This window comes from Pantoea sp. B65 (genome assembly GCF_047308185.1).
In the GTDB taxonomy this organism is placed as follows: Bacteria; Pseudomonadota; Gammaproteobacteria; order Enterobacterales; family Enterobacteriaceae; genus Erwinia.
In genome coordinates this window covers 182,335-204,729 of the sequence record NZ_JAHXPU010000045.1, presented here as the reverse complement: position 1 = coordinate 204,729, position 22,395 = coordinate 182,335, and the positions used below count along the sequence as shown (strand labels likewise).

The window sequence follows — 22,395 nt, the reverse complement described above, 5'->3', positions numbered from 1 at the left end:
GTATTAATAGTGCTAAGCATCCGGCCTTTGACTGACATATTTTTCAGCATCAGCTGCAGACATTCACTGGCCTGTCCCTGCTGATAAAAACTGATGGCGATTTTCGGATTAATATTGACCACAAAACTTTTTTTATCCCATAGAGAGATAATCACCCCTTTATATTTATTCTCACTGTCGGCCGGGATAAATAGCAGGCTGTTTAGCTTTTCTCCCTGCCAGTTAAGCTGATAAATTCTGCCCGTCGCCACCGCCGCACGGATTTGATGATTATCGATATGCACACTGGCTTTATTGCTCTCGTAAAAGGTTTCCATTGCCCGGTCAAACAGCGAACGGTACAGGCTAAGCATCCCTTCTTTTACCTCGCTGCGCGCCAGCGTCTCCTGCAGTTCATCCATATAGCTGGACTGGATATCCGCCTGTAATAACCGCGCTTTCAGCTGTGGAGCAATCGCGGGCGGGAAACGAAACTCCAGGCTCTCATAGCGATAGCCTTTGCGTAAATAGAGGCGCGTAACAATATCCTGCAGCGTAAAATCACCGATCTTATGCCAGCTGTCGGGCTGCCGCAGGGGATAATTTTGCCTGCCGGGAATCGAAGATCGCCTGACTCCCACCCCCACCGGGGTCGCGGCCGTAATTTTGCTGCTATCGCCGCCACACTCTTCGACCATCTGCGTGATTTTTCCCGCCAGCCAGCGCCTGATATCCCATACCGGCGCCTGAATTTTTTGCAGCATTTCCACCATATTATCCAGGCTGCGTTTGCCGGCACCGACGCCGGTCAGCCAGGCGGCATACTGATTTTGCGGACTATCCCAGTCCATGGCGCGGCTGCTATTAATATCGGGTAATGTGTGCCCTAAAATATAATTTTCCATTTCGCCACGCAGGTCTGGGCTCCATTGCGGATGATAATTCAGCGTCAACGGCGGCACTGCCGCCTCTGCCTGATAAATCATCTCCAGCGCCTGCGGCAGCGACAGGCTGCGGTCCATAATATTATTATTGATATCGATCTGCGTTACCGTCACCAGTGGATAACGGATTAATTCCGCGCGGTACTTTAACAGCAGGGATTCATAGAATTCGTCCGGTTGAAAAGGCAGTGTCGCCCGGCCCGGATTACTTTTCACCACGCGCGGCGTCACAGGGCTTTGCGCCGCCGCGCCAGCTAATGGCCATGCCGAACCCTGCCATATCGATGCGGCGGGCTTATCATCAGCTGGCAGATAATGGTGCTGCAACCATGCGTTAAACGGGTGCGGCGGCAGCGGCGTCACCAGGTTGTCGGCCGCTGGCGCTGAGACTACGGCATCGCCAATCGCCCGCACAGCCACCAGGCGGTTGGCGATCGCCGGTAAACTGAGCTGCTGCTCTGTCCACGTTATTAGTGAAGCGATAACCGCACCAGTACTCTGCGTCTCAGGCTGCGCTGACGGCAGGATGATAAGCATGTCCTCAGGTCCCGCCAGTGGAGTAAGTGGTAATGGCCGCGACTGTTGCGCAATCGCCACCCCCTGCAGCAGCAGCCTGTCCTGCGCACTTTCAATGCGCAGCTGTGACCACAATGTTCCCTGATTAAGCACCAGCGCACGTGTCAACTGCATGACCGCGTCCTGCTCCGGCAGCGACAGCGACTGGTTTTCAGCGCGCGGCGCGCACCCCACCGCCAGGTTGACCGGCAGATGTTCCTGTTTTAATAATTCATGACAGCGTTGTAGCCCGATCAGCAATTCACTGCTGCTGGCTGGCGGCATATTCAGCATGCTGTTGGCCAGCCAGCCATTGGCCTGCATCACCGCGGGCGGCGTGCTATCCGGCAGCCCGCAGGCTGGCGCTGGCGGATAAGCCGTGGCGGGCGCCGTATGGCTGCTGGCGGCATCCATAACGGGCCGGTTAGCGTCGCTGCCGTGCAATAGCGGCAAACGTTGATCCAGCCAGCGGTTGATCATTTGATACAGCTGCAGGTCAGATAGCGGATGACGCACCAGCGCGGCAAAAGGGTGTCCGCCATCAGCCAGCGCCAGCCACTGGTGCAGCTGAATGCGCAGTTCACCATCCACTGCCTGCATCAGTCCGTGCCGATCTATCTGCCATAATAGCTGCGCCGCCCATATCACCGTCGGCAGCAAGGGATGGATGCGCTGCAGAGCATCGCTGAACAGCTGAAGACGTAACAGCTGAGGGACCAGGCTGGCTGTCATATCCTGCTGGCAGTGGGTTGCCGCGCGAAAGATTTCATCGGTCAGCACATGATGCAGCGCGGGCAAATGCCGTTCAAACCAGACTAACTGGCCGTCATCGCCGTTGGCCGGATTATCCTGCTGCAACGCCAGAAAGAACAAGCGTTGCAGCTGTTGTTGATTAAGCAGCGGTTGCGGTATCAGCGGCATCCAGCGATTCAGATCGCCAAAAGCTTCCGGCGGTGGCGCCATGATCGCCCGCGCCGCGGGTGACTGAAGCCGCTGGCGCACCGCAGCGATAAATTCCGCAACGCTTTGTTGCGGGATCGGCCAGCGCTGGCGCGCCTGCACGAAAGCATGACGATAATTCAGCTGCGGGGCCGAAGAAAACAGACTGACAGGCAGATTAACCACCGCCTTTAACAGGCTGATTAATCCCCGCGGCTGGCTGGCGGTGGCTGGCGTCGGCATAGATGGCGGCACCAACGCGCGGCCTGAGAACTGGTTGGTTATACTCACAATAATCATCCCTAATCTGTAACAATGTCCTTAGTGCTACCAGCCTGGAGCTGCATAGCTGCCATGTTCAGAATAGTCGGATATATTGGTTCTTCCAGCTCCGCGATTATTGCGGCCGGTCCGCTGCCGGCGGGAGGACAATACAGCTAAATCCTCGCTGCCCTGCGACAACTCTCAGACCCAGCCGGCAATCCGGCTGATATGCCAGGCCGATTAACGGAAGCCGTTGCCAGCCTGCGCCACCGCCAATGATCTGATTGTTCACGCCGATAGCAAATCCGCCATAAGCCATGATCATCACATGCTGCAAAAGAGGTTTATCTGCGAGGTTTTCAACAAAGAAAATGGCGGAACCTGGCGGGGTGGCAAGAAACTCATCAAGGGTGCGGATCATTTGCCCTTTTTCGGCGTTAATCTGCGATAAATCAGTCATTTCTGCCCCGGCTATTCGCGTGATCGCTACCTCCATCGCCGGTAAACCCGCCTGCTGATATAGCTTAGCGACTACCTGCCAGCCGGGTATTTTCAGGCTGAGAATACGGGCATCTAGCGTGTCAGGATTGCGGGCATAATAGCTGGCCTTGGTGAGTAATTTGCTGACCTCACGGCTGACCACCTGGGCCGGTGCCGCGGACGGTGTGGCAGGCTGCGCCGGCGCGCTCTGAATCTGCAAACGGAATTGAGTTCCGTTCACGGCCAGCACAAAACCATGCTGCTTATCGTTAAGCCAGTTGAGGCTGGTGAGCCAGATTTTTTGCCAGCCATGGCGCCCCCCGATCAGTTGATTATGGGTTCCCACCGCAGAGCCATCATCCAGCATCATCATGGCGTGTGACAGCGGTGGCTTCCCTGGTCCGGCGGTCACGGCAAAAAACGCCAGACGGGCGCCCGGCTGGGCATTGCTGATATCCCCCAGGCTGGTTACCGACAACGGGCGCTCGCCGAGAAAATCATGCCAGCTATCCGCATCAGTCTGCTGACGTAATCTCTGCGCCGCGAGATTACTGATAAAACCACTGGCTGCCTGTAAGTTAATAATTGTTATCCAGGGGCGATACTGGTTATCTCCCAGCGCCTGCTGCGCATCATCGAACGATGGCAATAACGCATAACTTTCCGCCAGCACCATAGCGCGCACCAGCGCCGGGACGTTCTCAATCAGCAGTGGTCTGACCGGGATCGGCTGTTCGCGCAGGGATGACAGAATATCGCCAACCGGCCCGATGAGATCATCCGGAGCCAGCACAAACAGAATCTCGCTGGCCGGCAGATAATCATTCACCAGCTGACTGCCTTTTTGCGGATTTTTAATCGCCACGATCAGCGGCACGCGCAGATAGTGTATTTGTCTGCCGAATAAACCGGCGCTCTGCGCCAGCCGGCTGATACGTAATGCCGGACCAGTCAGCTGCTCCGGCAGGTGCTGGCGGTGCAGTAAAAAATCATCCACCCGCGCACAGTACAGACTACTGATCACCGCTGCCATCCCGGCATCTGCCACCTGTTGTGGCCGGTACCCCTGCAGCTGATGCTGTCGCAACCGTGACACTGTGGCGCCAAAATCGGTTATTACCACGGTATCGTTGTGTTCATGGCGGCTGATACCACGTAAATCGGTGCCAATCAGCAGATAACTCCCCCCCGGCAATGCTACCGGCTGTTTATTAATCGGATGTTCAGCAAGCACCCGAATTTTTTCCGCCAGTGCATCGAAAGCGCGCAATCTGCCGCTGGCAAACAGTTCGCCAAGAGTCAGGCTAAGCCGCTGGGGATCGGCACGATTATCACGCACATTGATCTGATTTTCAGTCAAAAAAATCTCCTGGCGCGCGCTCTGCTGCAACTGACTTATCTGCTGCAAGGCACGGGGTATCGCCAGCTGGTGATACCAGCCGGCGCGCACTACCATGGTTTCTGCAAATGAGAAGATTGGCGCGGGAGCTGACTGCAGCACCTGCTCGCGTGCCAGTACCCCCTGCGGCGTGGCAAACCATTCGACACTGACAGTTTTATTCTGGTTCTCTGGCTGGTCTGGCAGCATCTGCAGCCAGTCATTTTTAGCATTAACGGCTAATCCCCTGATCTTTTGCGCTTTGTTATCATCGCTGCCGACAAATTCGACGATCACATCATCAAATTCGCTATAGGGGGAACCCGTCTGTGGCTGCGGAGAATTCACTCTGAGCAGATAACTCCGCTCAGGCTGACTATCCTGCGGGTTGTTCCAGCGTAGCAGCACACCGATTTGCACCTGATGCTCTTTACTGCGCAGATAATCCTGCACTACGGCCGGCATTTTGCCCGGATCGCGATACAGATCGTCCGCCTGCAGCAACGCGCCATAATGGTGGTCAATAAACGGCGGCAGGTCGGTCAGCTCTTGCCAGATATCGGAGGCTGGCGCAGGAGCCCTGCCGGGATAAAACGGTAACGAATAGCTCTGGTTAACAACACTTCCTGCCGCCGGAATACCGGCTATCTGACAGATCTCTGCCTGCCAGCCACTAAAAACCTGTTTTGCATGCCGGATAATCCGCTGCATAACCGGGTCGGGGATCTGATCAATGCTAACCTTCACTACTTTGCCTGCTTGTTTGAACAGGCAGGCAATCACCCGCGGAAAATACTTAGCGGCCAGATAGCCGCTCCCCTCTCCCAGCAGCCCCATCAGGGCGTCCAGATAGGATCTCAGCGCCTGTTCGCGCCGGTCAGTGGTAGCGGCGCGCACCAGGTTAGGGAATATCGATAAGCCACAGCTAATCATCAGGCTGGTGCGCCAGCTGGCCAGCGTGGCGCTCATCCTGCCAGCGGCAATACTCAGCGGACCTGCTGGCAGCGAAAACAGTGGCACGACATAAATACCCATTATCATGGCAATGGTGTTCAGCACTTCTATCGCGCTATCCAGCAGATGTTCCCGGTCAGATTTAGCCAGATAATCCATATCTGCCCGCAGAGTAGCAACGAAGGTGGCAAATAAATCATCAGCAAGATGCGCCGTCGGCAGCAGGGAGAGGTGGGATTTATCCGCCGTTGGTTCTATCCAGTTTTTTCGCGTCCAGGTTTTTCCGATAAATTCGATGATGTAATGCCCGGAGGTATTAATCACAATCTTATTTTCTTCAAGCGTCGCCGGTTTGCACGCCACCCGCCCCTGAATCGACAGGCTGCTATAAATGCGTTCCAGCAGTTCACTGGCGTCACTGTTATCCAGACAAGAGAGATGTCTTAACGGATCAATATTTACCGCCCAGTACTTTTCATCCCATAAAGAAAAAATCACTCCCTGCTGATCATTACCCGCCTCCTGCGCAATAAACACCAGATTGTTCAGCTGATAACCTTGCCATTGCAGGCGAAAATATCGTTTTTGCTCCAGCGCCGCGCGGATTTTATGGGCATCAATCGCCCCCTTGCCGGCTTTATTCTGCTGATACCAGGCGTCAAAGACGCGATCAAACATCACGTTAAACAGCGCCAGCATGCCCTGTTTCACTTCACCTGCGGCGAGCGTCGCCGTCAGCTGGTTCATATAGATAGCCTGCAAATCGGTTTGCCGTATGCTTTCTTTAAGCTGCTGGTTGATCTCCGGCGGAAATTGCAGCTCCAGCGCTTCCGGGCGGTAATAACCCCGGTAGTGTTCGCGCAGCAAAATATCCTGCAGCGTATATTTTCGCGTGGGGTCAACCGGATACCACTCACCAGCAACCAGCGGGGTCGGAATATGCTGACGCCCCGCAGCGGCAGGCATTCTGACGCCAACACCGATCGGCGTACTGGCATTCACTTTATTGCTATCGCCACCCGTTTGTTTCACCATGGCGTGAATCTGATCTTCGATCCAACGTCTGATATCCCATACCGGTGACTGCAGCTGATGAATGATGGCGCTCATCCGTTCAAGGCTCTGATTCGCTAACCCCACGGCTGTCAGCCAGCTGGCATACTGATTATCCGCACTCTCCCAGTCCATCGGTTGGGTATCATCCAGCGCCGGAATCTCTTTTTTCAGCACAAAATCATCCACTTCTGTGCGTAATGCATTACTCCAGCCAGCAGGGTAATTCAGCACCACAGGCCCTGTTTCAGGCGGTTGCAGCTCCAGCATTTGCAGTGCCGTTTTCAGCGGCAGCACCTTATCCCTGATAGTGCCGCGGTGATATTGGCGCAGAGTGACCTGTGGTGTTTGGGTCAATGTTTCCCGGTATTTAAATAGCAGCGACTGCCAGAAGTCATCGGCAGTTACCCCGGCTGGCGGCGCGCCGGCAGACGGCGGCGCTGCCGCAGATAACCCGACACTCTGCGCCGCTGCGCCGGTAAATAGCCAGCTACCGCTGGCCGCCAGTTTTTGCTGCGCCGGTACATTGGTTACCGCCTGCAATCGCAGCGGTATTCCGTCAATTGCCGACAGTTGCTGCTGCGTCCATGCCATCATCGTGCTGAGTAGCGGCGCAATGCTTTCTGCGGCTGGCATATCCCCGGCAACTGGCAGGTCAGTCAGTTGGTCCTGCGCCCCGGCCAGGGGTTTCAGCAGCAGCGGCCGCAGCCGGGCGGCAGGTATCTGTACACCGGATAAATAAAATGCGTTGTCTCCTCCCTCGATCTGCCAGCGCCGCCAGAGTTGGTTATCCGTATCCGTCACCAGCATATGGCTGAACAGCGCGCCAGATGACTTCTCCTGCACGCTGCTGGTGCGGTTGCCCGCGTGCACGGCGCAGGCGACAGCAATATTGTACGGCCGGCTCTCCCGCTTCAGTAACTCATAACAGGTGAGGGTGTTTACCAGCAATTCCCCCTGCATACTCTCCGCCATATTCAGTGCGCTGTTTACCTGCCAGCCAGGCGCTGCAAGGCGCACCATTGCGGGCGCGACTGGCGGTTTTGTCACGATTTGCTGCTGATAATCGCCGGCTATTGCGGTGATATGATACGCGCGCTCCTGCAGCGGGCGATTACCGTCACTGCCGCGCAGATCGCGCAGCCGTTGTTCTGTCCAATTATTCAGTGCACTAAACAGCTGGCTATCAGCCAGGGCGCGCGGCTGATGCCCGGCGAGTGGTGCGGCAATATCCAGCGCGCTGAGCCACTGCTGCAGCTGGATCTTTAGTTCGTTGTCCAGTGTGCGGATCATCCCCTGCTGACTCAGTTGCCACAATATCTGTACGCTCCATAACGCGACCGGCAACAATGGATGCAGCAAGGCAAGATTCTCGCTGACTACCTTCATCCGCATCAGTTGCGGCAGCGCCGTCTGCGCCATGCCTCTTTCGTAGCGGGCCGCGGCCAGATTGATCTCCGCCACTAATAGCTGGTTAAGCTCAGGAAAATGGCACTGCAGGCGGGTCGCGATATTCAGCCGGACAAATTTTTCCGTATCAATATCCAGTGCCAGACAGATCAGCTGGTGCAACTGAGTATTGCTGAGTAACGGTTCGGGAATGGCAGGTAGCCAGCGTTTAAGACTGTGGAAAGATTCCGTATCCGCCGCCGGTCGCATCAGCGCCTGCGCCATTGGTTGTGCTAATCGCTGGCGGACAGTGGCAACAAACCTGCCGCTATCCGTCTGCGGGACCGCCAGTAAGCGTTTTGCCTGCGCGAAAGCGCGACAGTAGTCAATGGTGGATGCCGCGGCGGAGAGGCCAAAACGGGTATTAATAATGGCGCGCAGCAGATTAAACAGTGGCGAAGTGGAGTCTGAGGGCTGCGTTTGCGTGGTGCTGGCACCAGATAGCACGTTGGTTATATTCACAATTATCTTCCATGATTAGAGACGGCATCTCTGCCGGTGGAAATAGCCACAAGCGTTAGCCCGTTACCGTCTTAACCGCGAGATAGAGTGATACCGGCGTGCCTGCGCCTGCTGAAAAATACCCTGTCAGCTTAGATTAATGGGGGAAATAAAAACCGGATCGCGATCCGATCGCGGCGGGTTTAGCGGCTGTGTCACCATCCGCAGAGCGGCAGCCGGTAACAGCAGCCACGTTAGCGGGCAGCCGTTTCTGTGGCGCCCTGAAGCGCATGGTTGAGAGTTTGCCCACAAGGTTGAGATGGCAGTAGAAAAATATATTCGGTTTGCGTCTTATGCTTCGGTATATTGCCGAATACTGTTCTAAAATAACAAGATAATGCCTGCAATGCATTTCCCGGAGGACGTTTAATGACCGATGAACAAGGGCAAACGTTACTGTATACCTATTTTGGTACCACCAGCCCTCATTGGCATATCTCCTCGGATAGCGATGCGCTTAACTTTGCCGAAGATGAAAACGCCAGTATTAATCTTGCGGTCACACTGACGCCGCCGCAGGCCGGTCTGATACGTTGCATGACGGTGAGTACCTCCAGCGTTAACCTCAGTATCTCCCTATACGGTTCGGTAGTGGCAATGCATCTGGTGGGCCGCAAAGTGAATCAGTCCTGCTGGGCGGGTACCGCTTCAGCCTGGGGCGATACCTCCTCCGTCGCCCGCGATCTGACGCTGGGCCTCTCGTTTGCCGAACAGGTGGTGTCTGAAGCCAACTCGGTGATTGTGATTGTCGATCAGCACGGTAATATTCAGCGTTTCAATCGGTTGAGTGAGGAGTATACCGGCCTGAAAGAGCAGGAAGTCATTGGCCGCAATGTATTTCAACTGTTTATGACGAAACAGGAAGCGATTGCTTCACGCCGCAATATTAGCGGCTTCTTCCGTAATGGCTGTTCTTACGAAGTTGAGCGCTGGATTAAGACCAAAAAGGGACAGCGATTATTTCTGTTCCGCAATAAGTTTGTGCACAGCGGCAGCGGCAAAAACGAAATATTTCTTATCTGTTCCGGTACCGATATTACCGAAGAACGACGCGCCCAGGAGCGTCTGCGGGTACTGGCGAATACCGATACCATTACCGGCCTGCCGAATCGTAACGCCATTAATCAGCTGATCAGTCAGTCGCTGGAACAGCGCGGCAACAGCCAGCTTGGCGTGGTGTATCTTGACCTGGATAACTTTAAAAAGGTCAACGACGCCTACGGCCATATGTTTGGCGATCAGCTGCTACAGGCGGTGTCACTGGCGATCCTTAGCTGTCTGGATAAAGATCAAACCCTGGCGCGGTTGGGCGGCGATGAGTTTATTGTTCAGGCCCAGGACAGCAGTCAGGTGGCGCTGGAGGCAATGTCAGCGCGCATTCTCGAACGGCTGCGCCAGCCGTTTCGCATCGGTCTGATTGAAGTTTATACCGGTTGTTCAATTGGCATCGCGATCGCCCCACAGCATGGTGAAGATCGCGAAAGCCTGCTGCGCAACGCGGATACCGCCATGTATACGGCGAAAGAGTCAGGGCGCGGTAAGTTTTGTATTTTCTCTGCCGAGATGAATCAGCGGGTATTCGAATATTTATGGCTGGATACCAACCTGCGCAAAGCGCTGGAGAATCAGCAACTGGTGATTCACTACCAGCCGAAAATCGATATAAATGGTGAAGTACACAGCGCCGAAGCGCTGGTACGCTGGCAATCACCTGAACGTGGTCTGGTGCCGCCGAAAGATTTTATCGCCTATGCCGAAGAGTCAGGACTGATTGTGCCGCTGGGTCGCTGGGTGATGCTTTCGGTACTGGAGCAGATTATTGCCTGGCATAAACAGGGGATTGAATTACGCATCGCGGTGAATGTCTCCGCCCGCCAGCTGATTGATCAGAGTATTTACTCCGATCTGCGCCAGGCTCTGCAACAGAGCGGTATGCAAGGTTGCCCGATCGATATTGAGCTGACGGAAAGCTGTCTGATCGAGAATGCAGAACAGGCATTAACCCTGATGCAGCAGTTTCAGGATCTCGGCGCCGAAGTGCATCTGGATGATTTCGGTACCGGCTACTCCTCCCTGTCGCAACTGGCGCGGGTGCCGATTAATGCGATTAAGCTCGACCAGAGTTTTGTGCGTGGCGTGAATAACCAGGCCGTATCGCAGTCGCTGGTGCGTGCCATTGTGGCAGTAGCAAAAGCGCTGGATTTACGCATTATTGCGGAAGGGATTGAAACCCGTGCCGAACAGCAGTTTGTGATGGCCAGCGGCGTCGATATGTTTCAGGGCTTCTTCTACGCAAAGCCAATGCCCGCAACGGAATTCGGGCACTGGCTTCGCCACTATAAGGCTAAAAAATAATTAGCCAGCTTTTCGCAGCTGTGCGATGTGTCGATTCTGCAACTGCACCAGGCGCTCCATATAAGCCAAATCTTTCGGCTCCAGCGTAAAAGCAAAGTCGACCCAGTCCTCGGTGATATCCATCAGCTCCGCACGCGTCAGTTGTAGCACCCGCTGGCGCGCTTTTAGCATCGCTCTGACGCCATTCAGTTTAGGTTTCAGGGTATCAATTAAACTGCGGGTAGCGCGACAGGCATCCCCTGGCTGGAACAGGCGATCCACCAAACCGCGTTGTTCAAACCATTCGGCGGTATGCGACTCGCCTTCGCAAATCAACTCTTCCGCCAGTTTCATACCAGAACGGCGCGCCACCAGCGAATAACCGCCCATGCCGGGAAACAGATTAAAGGCAATTTCCGGAAATCCCATCCGCGCATTGTTCTGCGCGAGGATAAAATGATGGGCCAGCGCGGCTTCAAAACCGCCGCCGAGGGCGCTGCCTTCGATCATCGCAATGGTTACCGCTCCGGTATCAAATCCTTTGGCAGCGGCATGGATACAATCGACGCAGGCACGGGCATAGGATCGCAGCGCTTCGCGACGTCCCTTTTTAATCGACTCAACGAAGAAGCCTAAATCACCGCCGGCATTAAACATTGACGGCACCAGTGAACCGGTTACCCAGAAATCAATCGCCAGGCCGGAACGCTGAGCGGCATAACTTAAATTCATAATCTCTTCGATTAGCGCATGGTTAAAACATGGCCGCGGTTCCGCCCGCAGCAGCATCCACATGGTGCGCCGCTCCTCCTCATAATACGCTGCAAGCTGAGTGGTCTTTCCGGCTTCAGTGAAAAGCCGGCATGTAGCATGGTTAATTACTGTCATAGTCTGAACCCCTGATTATTTGATGCGTTATACGCATCATTAGCGTAATCCAGAGTCAGGCCACACTGAATGAGAGACTGATTTTTAAGATAAAAGCATTTTATTCCCCCGGCCAGCAGGCCGGGGAATGATTAAAAACACTATTTGATCACCGCATGCTGACTAACGGATGCTTTAGCGCGTTTAACGCGTTTTGAATAGATTGCCGTCAGAATTGGCACCAGTACCGAGGTCACGATCACCGAAGTGGCAACCAGTGCGGTGGCGGCAGGCGCCACCGCCTTAAATTGCGGCACCATCTCAGCAATCAATACCGGGGTGGCGACCGCCGCGCCGGCGGAGCTTGACGCGGCGATACCGGCGGTCCCATCACCGCCGCCAATTAAACGGTCAGCGAGAATCAATGGAATACCGGTAACAATAATTACCGCAATGCCCAGGCCAATACCGAGGAGGCCAGTCTGGGCAATTACCGCCAGATTAATGGTGTTACCTAAGGCAAAGGCAAAGAAAGGGATAAGGGTCTGCACCGCTTTACCAAAGAACTCACGCAATTCCGGATCCAGGTTACCCAGTGCGAAACCGATCAGGAAAGGCAACACTGCGCCGACAAATACATGTGGCTCGAATGACGCAATACCCGCGGTGCCGAGGATCACCATCGTCATCAGTGGTCCCGACTCCAGCGACATCAGAACAAAAGCCCCGGCCTCCTCCTTAGTGCCATATTGCTGCATAATCGAGGCGTAGAGCCCGCCGTTAGTCATGTCCATTGATGCCACCAGCGCCAGCGTCGACAATCCGGCCAGCATTCCGACTTCAAAACCATTTTCCGGCATCAGGCGGGAAGCAATGGCCGCCACAATCCAGGCCACGGCGATTTTGGTGACTACCAGCGTACCGGACTTACGCAATACGCTCCCGGTCGCGCTGAGCTTAATCGATGCCCCCATACAGAAAAACCATACCGCAAGAATAGGTACGGTTCCGCTCATTAATCCATTAGTAAACGAACCAAAATACTTTCCCGAATCCGGGGCTAAAGTGTGACAAATAGCGCCGATAAATAGCGGAACCAGCATCATCCCGCCGGGAATTTTGTCTATCGCTCTTTTAATTTGCATGTTGTTTTTTCACCTGCAAGAAGAAGGAAAAAAGATTATTTACATCTGCCTCATCGGCAAGTGACAGCAACATAGCGTGAAAATAACGGCAGAAAAGTGATCTCATCGATATAATTAAAACGACGTTTCATATTTAAAGGAAGAGAATTTCATTTTATTGATCAAACAGGGGGTTATGGCGTCATCTGCCGGTATGAGCAGCAAAAAAAAGGCAGCCTGACGGCTGCCCTGTTGATAATCGTTGTACTATTTCTGCCCGTACCAGGCGTTAGCGCCATGCTTGCGCAAGTAGTGTTTATCCAGTAAGGCCTGCTGCATTGGTGGCAGATCGGGTGTCAGCTGCAAACTGAAAATCCCCATATAAGCCACTTCCTCCAGCACTACCGCGCTGTGTACCGCCTCATCAGCGCTTTTGCCCCAGGCGAACGGACCATGGGAATTGACCAGTACCGCCGGAACTTCAAGCGGCGACAGCTGGCGCTCGCGCAGCGTTTCAATAATCACCTGCCCGGTTTCCCATTCATAACGATCGACGATTTCGCTGTCGTGCATTTTGCGGGTACAGGGAATATTGCCGTAGAAGTCATCCGCATGAGTAGTACCCCATGCCGGTATATCACGACCGGCTTGCGCCCAGATAGTGGCATGACGTGAGTGGGTATGGACAATACCGCCAATTTCCGGCCAGGCAAGATAGAGCGCGCGGTGCGTATCAGTATCAGATGAAGGCCGTTTAGTGCCCTCCACCACTTCACCACTCTCCAGCGCCACCACCACCATATCTTCCGCCGTCATCGCATCATAACTGACACCAGAAGGTTTGATGACCAGCAGGCCGCTGCTGCGATCGATTGCGCTAACGTTACCCCAGGTAAAAGTGACCAGCCCGTAACGCGGCAGCGCCAGGTTGGCTTCCAGCACCTGTTGTTTCAGTTGTTCCAGCATCGTAATACTCTCCATTAACCACAATACCGCTATTCTGGTTGCAGGCAGGATCACTGGCTATGGAGGAGATAGCTGTATCGGGGGTAGAAAGTGGCTGTCCGCGCCATTTTCTGATACGAATTGAGAATTTTCACCCTGTCAGCCGCTGGGCTTAGGGCTAGAATAGCAGTATGCAATGGCACGTAGGGTGATAGTTAGGATGCTAACTTTTAGTTTGTGTGCTATTGCCCACTGGCGTTGCAAAAATAAGACCGCAAGTTATTAAAATTTTTCACAACTTTAATAGCAAGGACAGGGAGCTCACCGTTCGTAAAGTATGCAGCCAGCGGACCTGAATGCAGAGAACGCCAACTATACTGAAGGTGTTACCTCTGAGAGTAACAATTAAGGAGAAGTCATTATGTCAATTAATGCCAAACGCATCGCCGCTGTTATGCTGGCCACTACTCTGGTTCTCTCTTTGAGCGCCTGTTCTAACTGGTCTAAGCGTGACCGAAACACAGCGATTGGCGCTGGTGCAGGTGCTATCGGTGGTTCGATTCTGACCAACGGCAGCGGTTTAGGTACCGTCGGTGGTGCCGCAGTGGGTGGTATTATTGGTCATCAGATCAGTAAATAACGTCAATTTCGCTGAACGGGCGGCATCAATGCCGCCCCTACAATGCCACCTTTACGATGCCAGCCCGACAAGGGTTTACCCTCCCGCCAGTTTGACCTTCATTCCTTTCGCTTCCAGCAGGCTTTTTAGCAGTTCGCGTTTATCGCCCTGAATTTCGATAATCCCCTCTTTCAGCGCACCACCGCAGCCACACTTTTTCTTCAGTTCAGCCGCCAGCTTTGTCAGCGCATCATCATCAAGGTCAATGCCGCTGATCAGGCATACGCCCTTGCCTTTGCGCCCGCTGGTCTGGCGCTGAATACGTACGATGCCGTCGCCTTTAGGCCGCTCTGTTTTCACCTGTGGCTGTTCGATACGCCCGCTTTCCGTCGAGTAGACTAAGCGGCTGTTGTCATCATTCATTATACCTCCTGCAGCGAAGCGCGGATCTCACGCAGCGTTTGCGCCGGATCCGCAGACTGGGTCACCGGACGACCAATCACCATATAGTCTACTCCCGCCTGCTGCGCTTGCTGCGGCGTCATAATGCGGCGCTGATCGTCGGCGGCGCTGCCCGCCGGACGGATACCCGGCGTAACCAGTTTAAAATGCTGGCCAAAAGCGGTTTTAAATCTTACGGCTTCCTGGGCTGAACAGACCACGCCATCCAGGCCGCAATCGCGCGTCAGGCGCGCCAGCCGTTCAGCATGGTCGGCGGGAGAGAGATCGATACCGATATCGCGTAAGTCGGCGGCATCCATACTGGTGAGCACCGTCACCGCAATCAGCAGCGGCGCATCCTTACCAAACGGCTGCAGCGCTTCGCGGGCGGCAGTCATCATCCGTGCCCCACCACTGGCATGGACATTAACCATCCAGACGCCAAGTTCGGCAGCGGCAGCGACCGCATGCGCGGTGGTATTGGGAATATCATGAAACTTCAGGTCAAGAAAGATTTCAAAACCGCGCTGTTGTAAATCGCGCACCAGTTGCGGACCAAACAGGGTAAACATCTCTTTGCCGACTTTCAGGCGACAGGATGCCGGGTCGATACGGTCGACAAAAGCCATTGCGCGCTGACGATCGGCATAATCCAGCGCCACCAGAATCGGCGAATCGGTAACAGTGTGAGATGGTGACATGAGAAATCCCTCTGACAGTGAACTAAGAAGCACCGGCATGGCGCAATGGGCAAACGGCAAGCATTCTACCTGCGGCGAGGTGAAGTCACCAGTGCAAGCTGACAGTTTATTAAAAGCCCTTTCCGCCCCTGCCAGGCGTTGGTATGCACGGTGCTAAAGTTATACTAATAAAAAGCCAATTTAGTATGTTGTAACTAAAGGCGGCGCTAAAAAATTCCCGTCGCCGGGAATCCCTGTTACTGACCGTCAAGACCGCGTATCGGTTTCACCGAAGACCACGCACGACAGGATGGACAATGCCAGTAAAGCGCATGGGCGGTAAAACCGCATTTATGGCAGCGATAGCGTGGCTTGGTACGGATCTGCTCGCCAACCATATCGCGCAGCACCATCAGGCTCTCTTTCGCCCTGCCGTCCTCTGCTTCGTGCAGGTGAAAATCCATCAGCCGGTGGAACACGCGCATGGTGGGATGGCGCTGTAGCTGGCGATTAATATAGACCTGCGCCACTTCGGCGCCTTCATGCTGTTCGAGGATATCGGAGAGATAGAGTTCAGCCAGCGCACCGGTGTTCTCTTCCACGCAGCGTTTCAGATAATCTGCCCACGCCTGCGGCTGGTTAAGCCGCTGGAAGCAAGTCTCCAGCATCTCCAGCGTTTCACTCACCAGCTCTTTATCCTGCTCAATGACGCGCTGCAGATGGTTGACCGCTTTCGCCTCTTCGCCCTGCGCCATCAGAATGCGTCCCATCATAATCGACACCCGTGCACTCTGGCGGTCGGCGGCTTCGGCTTTTTTCAGCAGACTCATCGCACGATCGAGATCGTCACCGCCCAGCGCCTGCAATGCCTGCTCACAATAGAAATGGGCGATCTCCATCTGCTGACGATCTTTACCCAGTTTGACCAGGCGCTCGGCCACATCAATGGCTTTTTGCCAGTCGCTGGTCGCCTGATGAATCAGCAGCAGTTGCTGCAGGGCGCCAACGCGGAAATCAGTCTCATCAACCAGCTGGGCAAACATATCTTCAGCGCGGTCATACATCCCGGCGGCCATATAGTCGCGGCCAAGCTGCTGCACCGCCAGCAAACGCTGATCGTAAGTCAGCGACGCGCTTTCCATGAGTGACTGGTGAATCCGGATGGCGCGGTCAACTTCACCGCGCGAACGAAACAGGTTACCCAGAGTCAGGTGCGCTTCCACGGTGCCGCTGTCCTCTTTCAACATATCAAGGAACAGATCGACCGCTTTATCCTGCTGATTCGACAGCAGGAAGTTCACGCCAGCGACATAGTCACGCGATAGCCGGCTGGCTTCCTGTTGCTTATCCTGCTGCGCACTGCGGCGCCCCATATACCAGCCGTAAGCAGCCGCAACAGGTAATAACAGAAACAGCAGTTCCAACATGAGAGGTTATTCCTTGACACCAGCAGCGCGTGACGTTGTCACCGTTGCATTAGCCTCGTCCAGCTGCTGCTGCAGACGTTTAAGCTTGCGCTGCGAATTGGCGAGAGCAACGCGGACACGCAGCCAGAACAGACCACAGATCGCCCAACCGAGTAAAAATCCGACGGCAAATAGCGTAGCCAGCAAGGTTGAAATACGATACTCACCTGCAGCCAGCAGGAAGTTAAAAGGTACCACCTGGTCGTTATGCGCCCCTAACGTCACCGAGATGACGAAAACCACCAAAACCAGTAAAAAAATCAGCAAATATTTCACATTTCGTCCCGTAATTTGGTGTTAACCAAAGAATTATGCCAAAAAATTCGCACGGATGCTGCATGTTAAATGGGTTTACCCCTCCGGCGAGCGACGATTGCCCCCTCTGGCCCACTGTTATTAACTGTTATTGGGGCGCAATCGACCATTTACAATCACCGCGACTCCTTATCCTCGCGCTGGCGGATCTCCTGCTGCTCGGCTGGCGGAATAGTCAGCGGCCCACAAACCCGCTGCGCCAGCCAGGTTGCCAGCGTCACCAGCAGCCAGCTGATCAGCGTCGCCACCACCAGGTCACGCGGCCAGTGCATGCCTAACAGCATCCGGCTGGCCATCACGCCCGTCGCCCACAGCAGTAACGCCACCACCGTTTTCACATGACGCCGTGGCCAGAGCAGACCGACACCAAGCAGCGCCCAGCTGGCGGCAAACAGCGTATGGCCGGAAGGAAAGGCAAACCCGGTTTCAAACGCCCAGTGTTGCTTTAGCCAGACCGGGAGCTGCCGGTCATCTTCCAGCAACTGAGTGACCATATTGCCACGCGCTTTACGTTTCAATTGATAAAAGGCGTTTTCGTCAATGCCATGGCTCTTTTCCAGCCACAGTACATAGGGACGCGGCTCCTGCACCCGGTCTTTAATAAAGGATTTGGTGTACTGACCGGCGAGAATCGCCGTTATCATAATGACCAGCAGCAGCAGCGCCGGCTTCAGGTGAAAACGCAGGCACCATAAAAACCAGCCGCAGAGCAGCATGCTGGTGACGATTCCCCATGGACTGGTGACGGTTTCGGTTACCCAGAACAGCATACGCAAGCCGAAACCCGCCGCCCCCGGTTGCCACTGCCAGCCGTAAATCCACATGCCAAGCGGCATAATTAATAACAACAACGCGCCACAAGCGGTACGTTTTGCAATATCTAACATCGTGCTTCCTTGTTAAGAAGCATGCTTTGCATAACTTCCTGCTAAAAATTAATAAGCTAACTATCAGGTTGCTTATCGTGCCTTTGTGCATTTAAATTAGCGCAATTCTGAGAATGAGCGTGACAATTATGGCAAAATAGTCAGGTTTTCATGAATCATTTTGCCGGGCCCGGCAGTGACAAACGGGTCTGATACGATGTATGCGGAGAGTCACATGCAGCTTAAACGGGTGGCAGAAGCCAAACTGCCAACGCCATGGGGAGATTTCCTGATGGTTGGTTTTGAAGAATTGGCAACCGGACACGATCATCTTGCTCTGGTATATGGCGATATTACTGACAACGATCCAGTGCTGGCACGGGTTCACTCTGAATGTCTGACCGGCGATGCGCTGTTTAGTTTACGCTGCGATTGCGGTTTTCAGCTGGAAGCGGCCCTGAACACCATCGCTGAAACCGGGCGCGGGATCCTGCTCTATCATCGTCAGGAAGGCCGCAATATTGGCTTGCTGAATAAGATCCGCGCTTATGCTTTACAGGATAAAGGTTACGATACCGTCGAGGCTAACCATCAGCTGGGATTTGCCGCTGATGAACGTGACTTTACTCTGTGTGCCGATATGTTCAAACTTCTCGGCGTTAATGAAGTTCGCCTGCTGACCAATAATCCACGGAAAGTCGAGATCCTCAGCGAGGCCGGGATTAATATCGTTGAACGTGTACCGCTGATTGTCGGACGTAATCCGAAAAATGCGCATTATCTCGATACCAAAGCGGCTAAAATGGGCCATTTGCTGACGAAAGAGTAGGCCATCGTCCGGGTGCGCAGCATCGCAACGGGAGCCATTAATGGCTCCCGTATGCTATTGCCGACGCCGCCACAGGCGGAATCGGTTAAGCGCGCAGCATATTACGAATCACATAATGCAGAATGCCATCGTTGCGGTAGTAGGTCAGTTCATTACCGGTATCGATGCGACAACGGGTAAGTAATGTCTCCGCGCTACCATCGGCGCGCGTCAGCCTCACGCTGACTTCACCACCGGCCTGCAGTTGCGTCAGGTTTTCCACATCAATCTGCTCATCGCCCGTCAGGCGAAGCGTTTTGCGCGTCACCCCCTGCGGAAACTCCAGCGGCAGAATGCCCATACCAATCAGGTTAGAACGGTGAATGCGCTCAAAAGATTCAGCAATCACCACCCGAACGCCCAGCAGCCGCGGACCTTTTGCCGCCCAGTCACGGCTGGAACCCGATCCGTACTCTTTACCGGCGATCACCGCCAGCGGCACCCCTTCCCGCTGATACTGCATCGCCGCATCATAGATATCCAGCGGCTGATCCCCCGGCACATGGCGGGTAACGCCCCCTTCAATACCCGGCACCATTTCGTTGCGGATGCGAATATTGGCAAAGGTACCGCGCATCATCACTTCATGGTTACCACGCCGTGATCCGTAGGAGTTAAAGTCACCTCGCTCTACGCCATGCTGCAACAAATAGCGTCCCGCCGGACTCCCGGCTTTAATGCTGCCGGCGGGCGAAATATGGTCAGTGGTGACCGAGTCGCCGAGCATTGCCAGAATCCGCGCCGCTTTAATATCCTTCACCGGCTCAGGCTCTTTAGCCATATCATCAAAGAATGGCGACAAACGAATATAGGTCGACGTCTGATCCCAGTCATAGGTTGCGGCTTCGCTCACCTGAATCTGCTGCCACTCCGGGGTGCCGAGAAAAACTTCCGCATACTCCTTGCGGAACATATCGGTCGAAACCTGTTGCACCGCAGTGGCAATTTCTTCCGGCGACGGCCAGATATCGTGCAAATACACCGGTTTACCGGTTCTGTCTTCACCCAACGGCTCAGTTTGCAAATTGATGTTCATATTGCCGGCCAGCGCATAGGCCACCACCAGCGGTGGCGAGGCCAGCCAGTTGGTTTTCACATAGGGGTGAATGCGCCCTTCAAAATTGCGGTTGCCGGAGAGCACCGCCCCAACGGTAAGGTCGCCCTCTTTAATCGCCCGTTCAATTGCGTCCGGTAACGGCCCGGAGTTACCGATGCAGGTCGTACAGCCGTAGCCCACCAGGTTAAAACCCAGCTTATCAAGATAGGGCGTCAGGCGCGCGACGGCGAGATAATCGGAAACCACCTTGGAACCGGGTGCCAGCGAAGCTTTGACCCAGGGCTTACGATCCAGCCCCAGTTCCACCGCTTTTTTCGCCAGCAGTCCCGCCGCCATTAAGACGCTGGGATTCGAGGTATTAGTGCAGGAAGTGATGGCGGCAATCACCACCGCCCCATCCGTCAGCTCATGCTGCTGACCTTTATCGCTGTAGCTGACCGTTTTATGCGGTTTGCGCGCCTGATTCACTTCCAGTTCATTGCTCTGCTGAAACGCGCGCGGTACATCCGCCAGTGACACCCGATCCTGCGGGCGTTTCGGTCCGGCGAGACTGGCTTCTACCGTTGCCATATCCAGCGCCAGGGAGCTGGTAAACACCGGCTCATCGCCGTGGTTACGCCACATCCCCTGCTGCTTCGCATAGGCTTCGACCAGCGCCACCTGTTGCGCGCTGCGCCCGGTGAGCGTCATATAGCTGAGGGTAATATCATCAATCGGGAAGAAACCGCAGGTGGCGCCATATTCCGGCGCCATATTGGCGATGGTAGCGCGATCCGCCAACGGCAGGTCATCAAGGCCGTCGCCGTAGAATTCGACAAACTTGCCCACCACCCCATGTTTACGCAGCATTTGCGTTACCGTCAGTACCAGATCGGTGGCGGTAATGCCCGGACGCAGTTTACCGCTTAGTTTAAAGCCCACCACATCCGGGATCAGCATCGATACCGGCTGCCCAAGCATTGCTGCTTCCGCCTCGATCCCGCCGACGCCCCAGCCGAGCACCCCGAGGGCATTAATCATCGTGGTATGCGAGTCGGTGCCTACCAGGGTGTCAGGGTAAGCGACCTGTTTGCCATCCAGTTGCTCATGCCAGATAGCTTTGCCGAGGTATTCAAGGTTGACCTGGTGGCAGATACCGGTCCCTGGCGGCACCACGCTGAATTTATTAAACGCTTTTTGCCCCCAGCGCAGAAAAACGTAGCGCTCATGGTTGCGTTCCATCTCCAGCCGTACGTTCTCTTCAAACGCATCATCATCACCAAAGCGGTCAACGGTAACCGAATGGTCGATGACCAGATCCACTGGCGACAACGGATTAACTTTAGCCACATTACCGCCGAGGCGTTTTACCGCTTCGCGCATCGCGGCCAGATCCACCACCGCCGGGACGCCGGTAAAATCCTGCATCAGCACGCGCGCCGGACGGTAGGCAATTTCGCGGTCGGCATGGGCATGTTGCAGCCAGCCGGCCAGGGCATGGATATCTTCAGCGCTAACGGAATCGCCATCCTGCCAGCGCAGTAAGTTTTCCAGTAACACTTTCATTGATTTAGGTAAACGGGAGAGGTCGCCGAGCTGTTGCGCGGCGCGCGGGAGACTAAAAAAATGGTAGTGTTGCCCGTCCACATCCAGTGTGTCCTGGCTGATTTCGCGTAGAGTTAACGACATAGCTCCTCCTTATTATTTTATTTTCAACAGCAACCCGAATGAATACCGGGATAATGTTAAAGATAGTATAAGTATGAGGTAACGTTTTGATAACAACACAAAATGATAACAGAGGTAACATCTTTTAAAACTAAAACGCCCCAATGACATTAATCATTGAGGCGCCGGTCTAACATTTAATGCAATCTTATTGCATTATTACCCACGCGACGCTGGCCCAAATTGCCAGTGAAAACGCGAAAGTAGTAAGCCAGGAAATAGGTGCGATGTTCATTATTAGCTCTCTCAGACCGGTGGCCGGTCAGTCAGGTGTACAACTTAAATCAAATTACTATCATGAGTAATTGATTTCACCGTTTGAACTTCAAAGGGCCATAAGACGCCCGAGCCGATGAGAAAGGCTCAAAAGTGGATAAGACTAGTTGAATTGTTTCGTTCAGCCACGCGGGGTGATGCTGATATCTGCTTATCAGTTACTGTTTACTTTTTTATCGTCAATCATCGATTCAATAAAGCTGCGTTGCATCGTGTTCAGACTCCAGGAGGCTGGAATAGTCACGTCTTCATCAGCCTGGTAACTGCTTTTGCAATAATCAGACTTCATATCGCGTACTGGTTGAGGCTTGTGTATCAGTGTCTGTTCAAACAT

Annotated in this window: 15 protein-coding genes; 3 read left to right on the top strand and 12 right to left on the bottom strand. The window is 54.3% G+C overall.

The window, feature by feature from the left end; genetic code table 11:
• Both JWF83_RS25075 and JWF83_RS25070 read right to left on the bottom strand, forming a co-directional pair.
• A partial coding sequence (locus JWF83_RS25075) for a hypothetical protein (RefSeq protein ID WP_413653213.1) occupies positions 1-2,708 on the bottom strand: 2,708 nt, incomplete at its 3' end.
• Positions 2,709-2,814: 106 nt separating this feature from the next.
• Positions 2,815-8,457: a hypothetical protein gene (locus JWF83_RS25070; protein WP_413653212.1), complete on the bottom strand. Its 5,643-nt coding sequence runs from the start codon at positions 8,455-8,457 to the stop codon at positions 2,815-2,817.
• A gap of 408 nt (positions 8,458-8,865) precedes the next feature.
• Between JWF83_RS25070 and pdeR the strand changes: the two genes are divergently transcribed.
• Positions 8,866-10,851 carry a cyclic di-GMP phosphodiesterase gene (pdeR, locus tag JWF83_RS25065; RefSeq protein WP_413653211.1) on the top strand — a complete coding sequence of 662 codons (1,986 nt, stop codon included), beginning with the start codon at positions 8,866-8,868 and terminating at the stop codon, positions 10,849-10,851.
• Here the strand turns inward: pdeR and JWF83_RS25060 are convergent, their stop codons facing one another.
• From JWF83_RS25060 to araD, 3 genes are all read right to left on the bottom strand, one after another.
• Positions 10,852-11,718 (bottom strand): crotonase/enoyl-CoA hydratase family protein, encoded by an 867-nt coding sequence (locus tag JWF83_RS25060; protein WP_413653210.1) that lies wholly within the window; start codon positions 11,716-11,718, stop codon positions 10,852-10,854.
• A 140-nt stretch (positions 11,719-11,858) separates the two neighbouring features.
• On the bottom strand, positions 11,859-12,842 hold the full coding sequence (gene kdgT, locus JWF83_RS25055; RefSeq protein ID WP_413653209.1) for a 2-keto-3-deoxygluconate transporter: 984 nt from the start codon (positions 12,840-12,842) through the stop codon (positions 11,859-11,861).
• A 246-nt stretch (positions 12,843-13,088) separates the two neighbouring features.
• A complete protein-coding gene (gene araD / locus JWF83_RS25050) occupies positions 13,089-13,787 on the bottom strand; it encodes an L-ribulose-5-phosphate 4-epimerase (protein ID WP_413653538.1) in 699 nt (232 codons plus the stop codon).
• A 400-nt stretch (positions 13,788-14,187) separates the two neighbouring features.
• On the opposite strand from araD, the gene osmB reads away from it, so the two are divergent.
• Positions 14,188-14,406 (top strand): osmotically-inducible lipoprotein OsmB, encoded by a 219-nt coding sequence (osmB, locus tag JWF83_RS25045; RefSeq protein WP_413653208.1) that lies wholly within the window; start codon positions 14,188-14,190, stop codon positions 14,404-14,406.
• Positions 14,407-14,481: 75 nt separating this feature from the next.
• Here the strand turns inward: osmB and yciH are convergent, their stop codons facing one another.
• From yciH to pgpB, 5 genes are all read right to left on the bottom strand, one after another.
• The gene (gene yciH / locus JWF83_RS25040) at positions 14,482-14,808 is read right to left on the bottom strand and encodes a stress response translation initiation inhibitor YciH (protein ID WP_413653207.1); all 327 of its coding nucleotides are present in this window, start codon (positions 14,806-14,808) and stop codon (positions 14,482-14,484) included.
• Positions 14,808-15,527, bottom strand: a complete 720-nt coding sequence (gene pyrF / locus JWF83_RS25035; RefSeq protein WP_413653206.1) for an orotidine-5'-phosphate decarboxylase — start codon at positions 15,525-15,527, stop codon at positions 14,808-14,810. The genes yciH and pyrF overlap by 1 nt, the downstream gene beginning before the upstream one ends.
• Before the next feature lie 236 nt (positions 15,528-15,763).
• On the bottom strand, positions 15,764-16,933 hold the full coding sequence (gene lapB / locus JWF83_RS25030; RefSeq protein WP_413653205.1) for a lipopolysaccharide assembly protein LapB: 1,170 nt from the start codon (positions 16,931-16,933) through the stop codon (positions 15,764-15,766).
• Positions 16,934-16,939: 6 nt separating this feature from the next.
• A complete protein-coding gene (locus tag JWF83_RS25025; protein WP_413653204.1) occupies positions 16,940-17,248 on the bottom strand; it encodes a LapA family protein in 309 nt (102 codons plus the stop codon).
• Positions 17,249-17,403: 155 nt separating this feature from the next.
• The gene (gene pgpB / locus JWF83_RS25020; protein ID WP_413653203.1) at positions 17,404-18,174 is read right to left on the bottom strand and encodes a phosphatidylglycerophosphatase B; all 771 of its coding nucleotides are present in this window, start codon (positions 18,172-18,174) and stop codon (positions 17,404-17,406) included.
• Positions 18,175-18,388: 214 nt separating this feature from the next.
• Here pgpB and ribA point away from each other — a divergent pair, with 214 nt between their 5' ends.
• Complete coding sequence (gene ribA, locus JWF83_RS25015) at positions 18,389-18,982, top strand: GTP cyclohydrolase II (protein WP_413653202.1); 594 nt, start codon at positions 18,389-18,391, stop codon at positions 18,980-18,982.
• Between the two features lie 85 nt (positions 18,983-19,067).
• On the opposite strand, the gene acnA is transcribed toward ribA, so the two are convergent.
• Both acnA and JWF83_RS25005 read right to left on the bottom strand, forming a co-directional pair.
• Positions 19,068-21,746, bottom strand: coding sequence for an aconitate hydratase AcnA (acnA, locus tag JWF83_RS25010; RefSeq protein ID WP_413653201.1), 2,679 nt, complete (start codon positions 21,744-21,746; stop codon positions 19,068-19,070).
• Positions 21,747-22,215: 469 nt separating this feature from the next.
• Positions 22,216-22,395, bottom strand: a complete 180-nt coding sequence (locus JWF83_RS25005; protein ID WP_413653200.1) for a hypothetical protein — start codon at positions 22,393-22,395, stop codon at positions 22,216-22,218.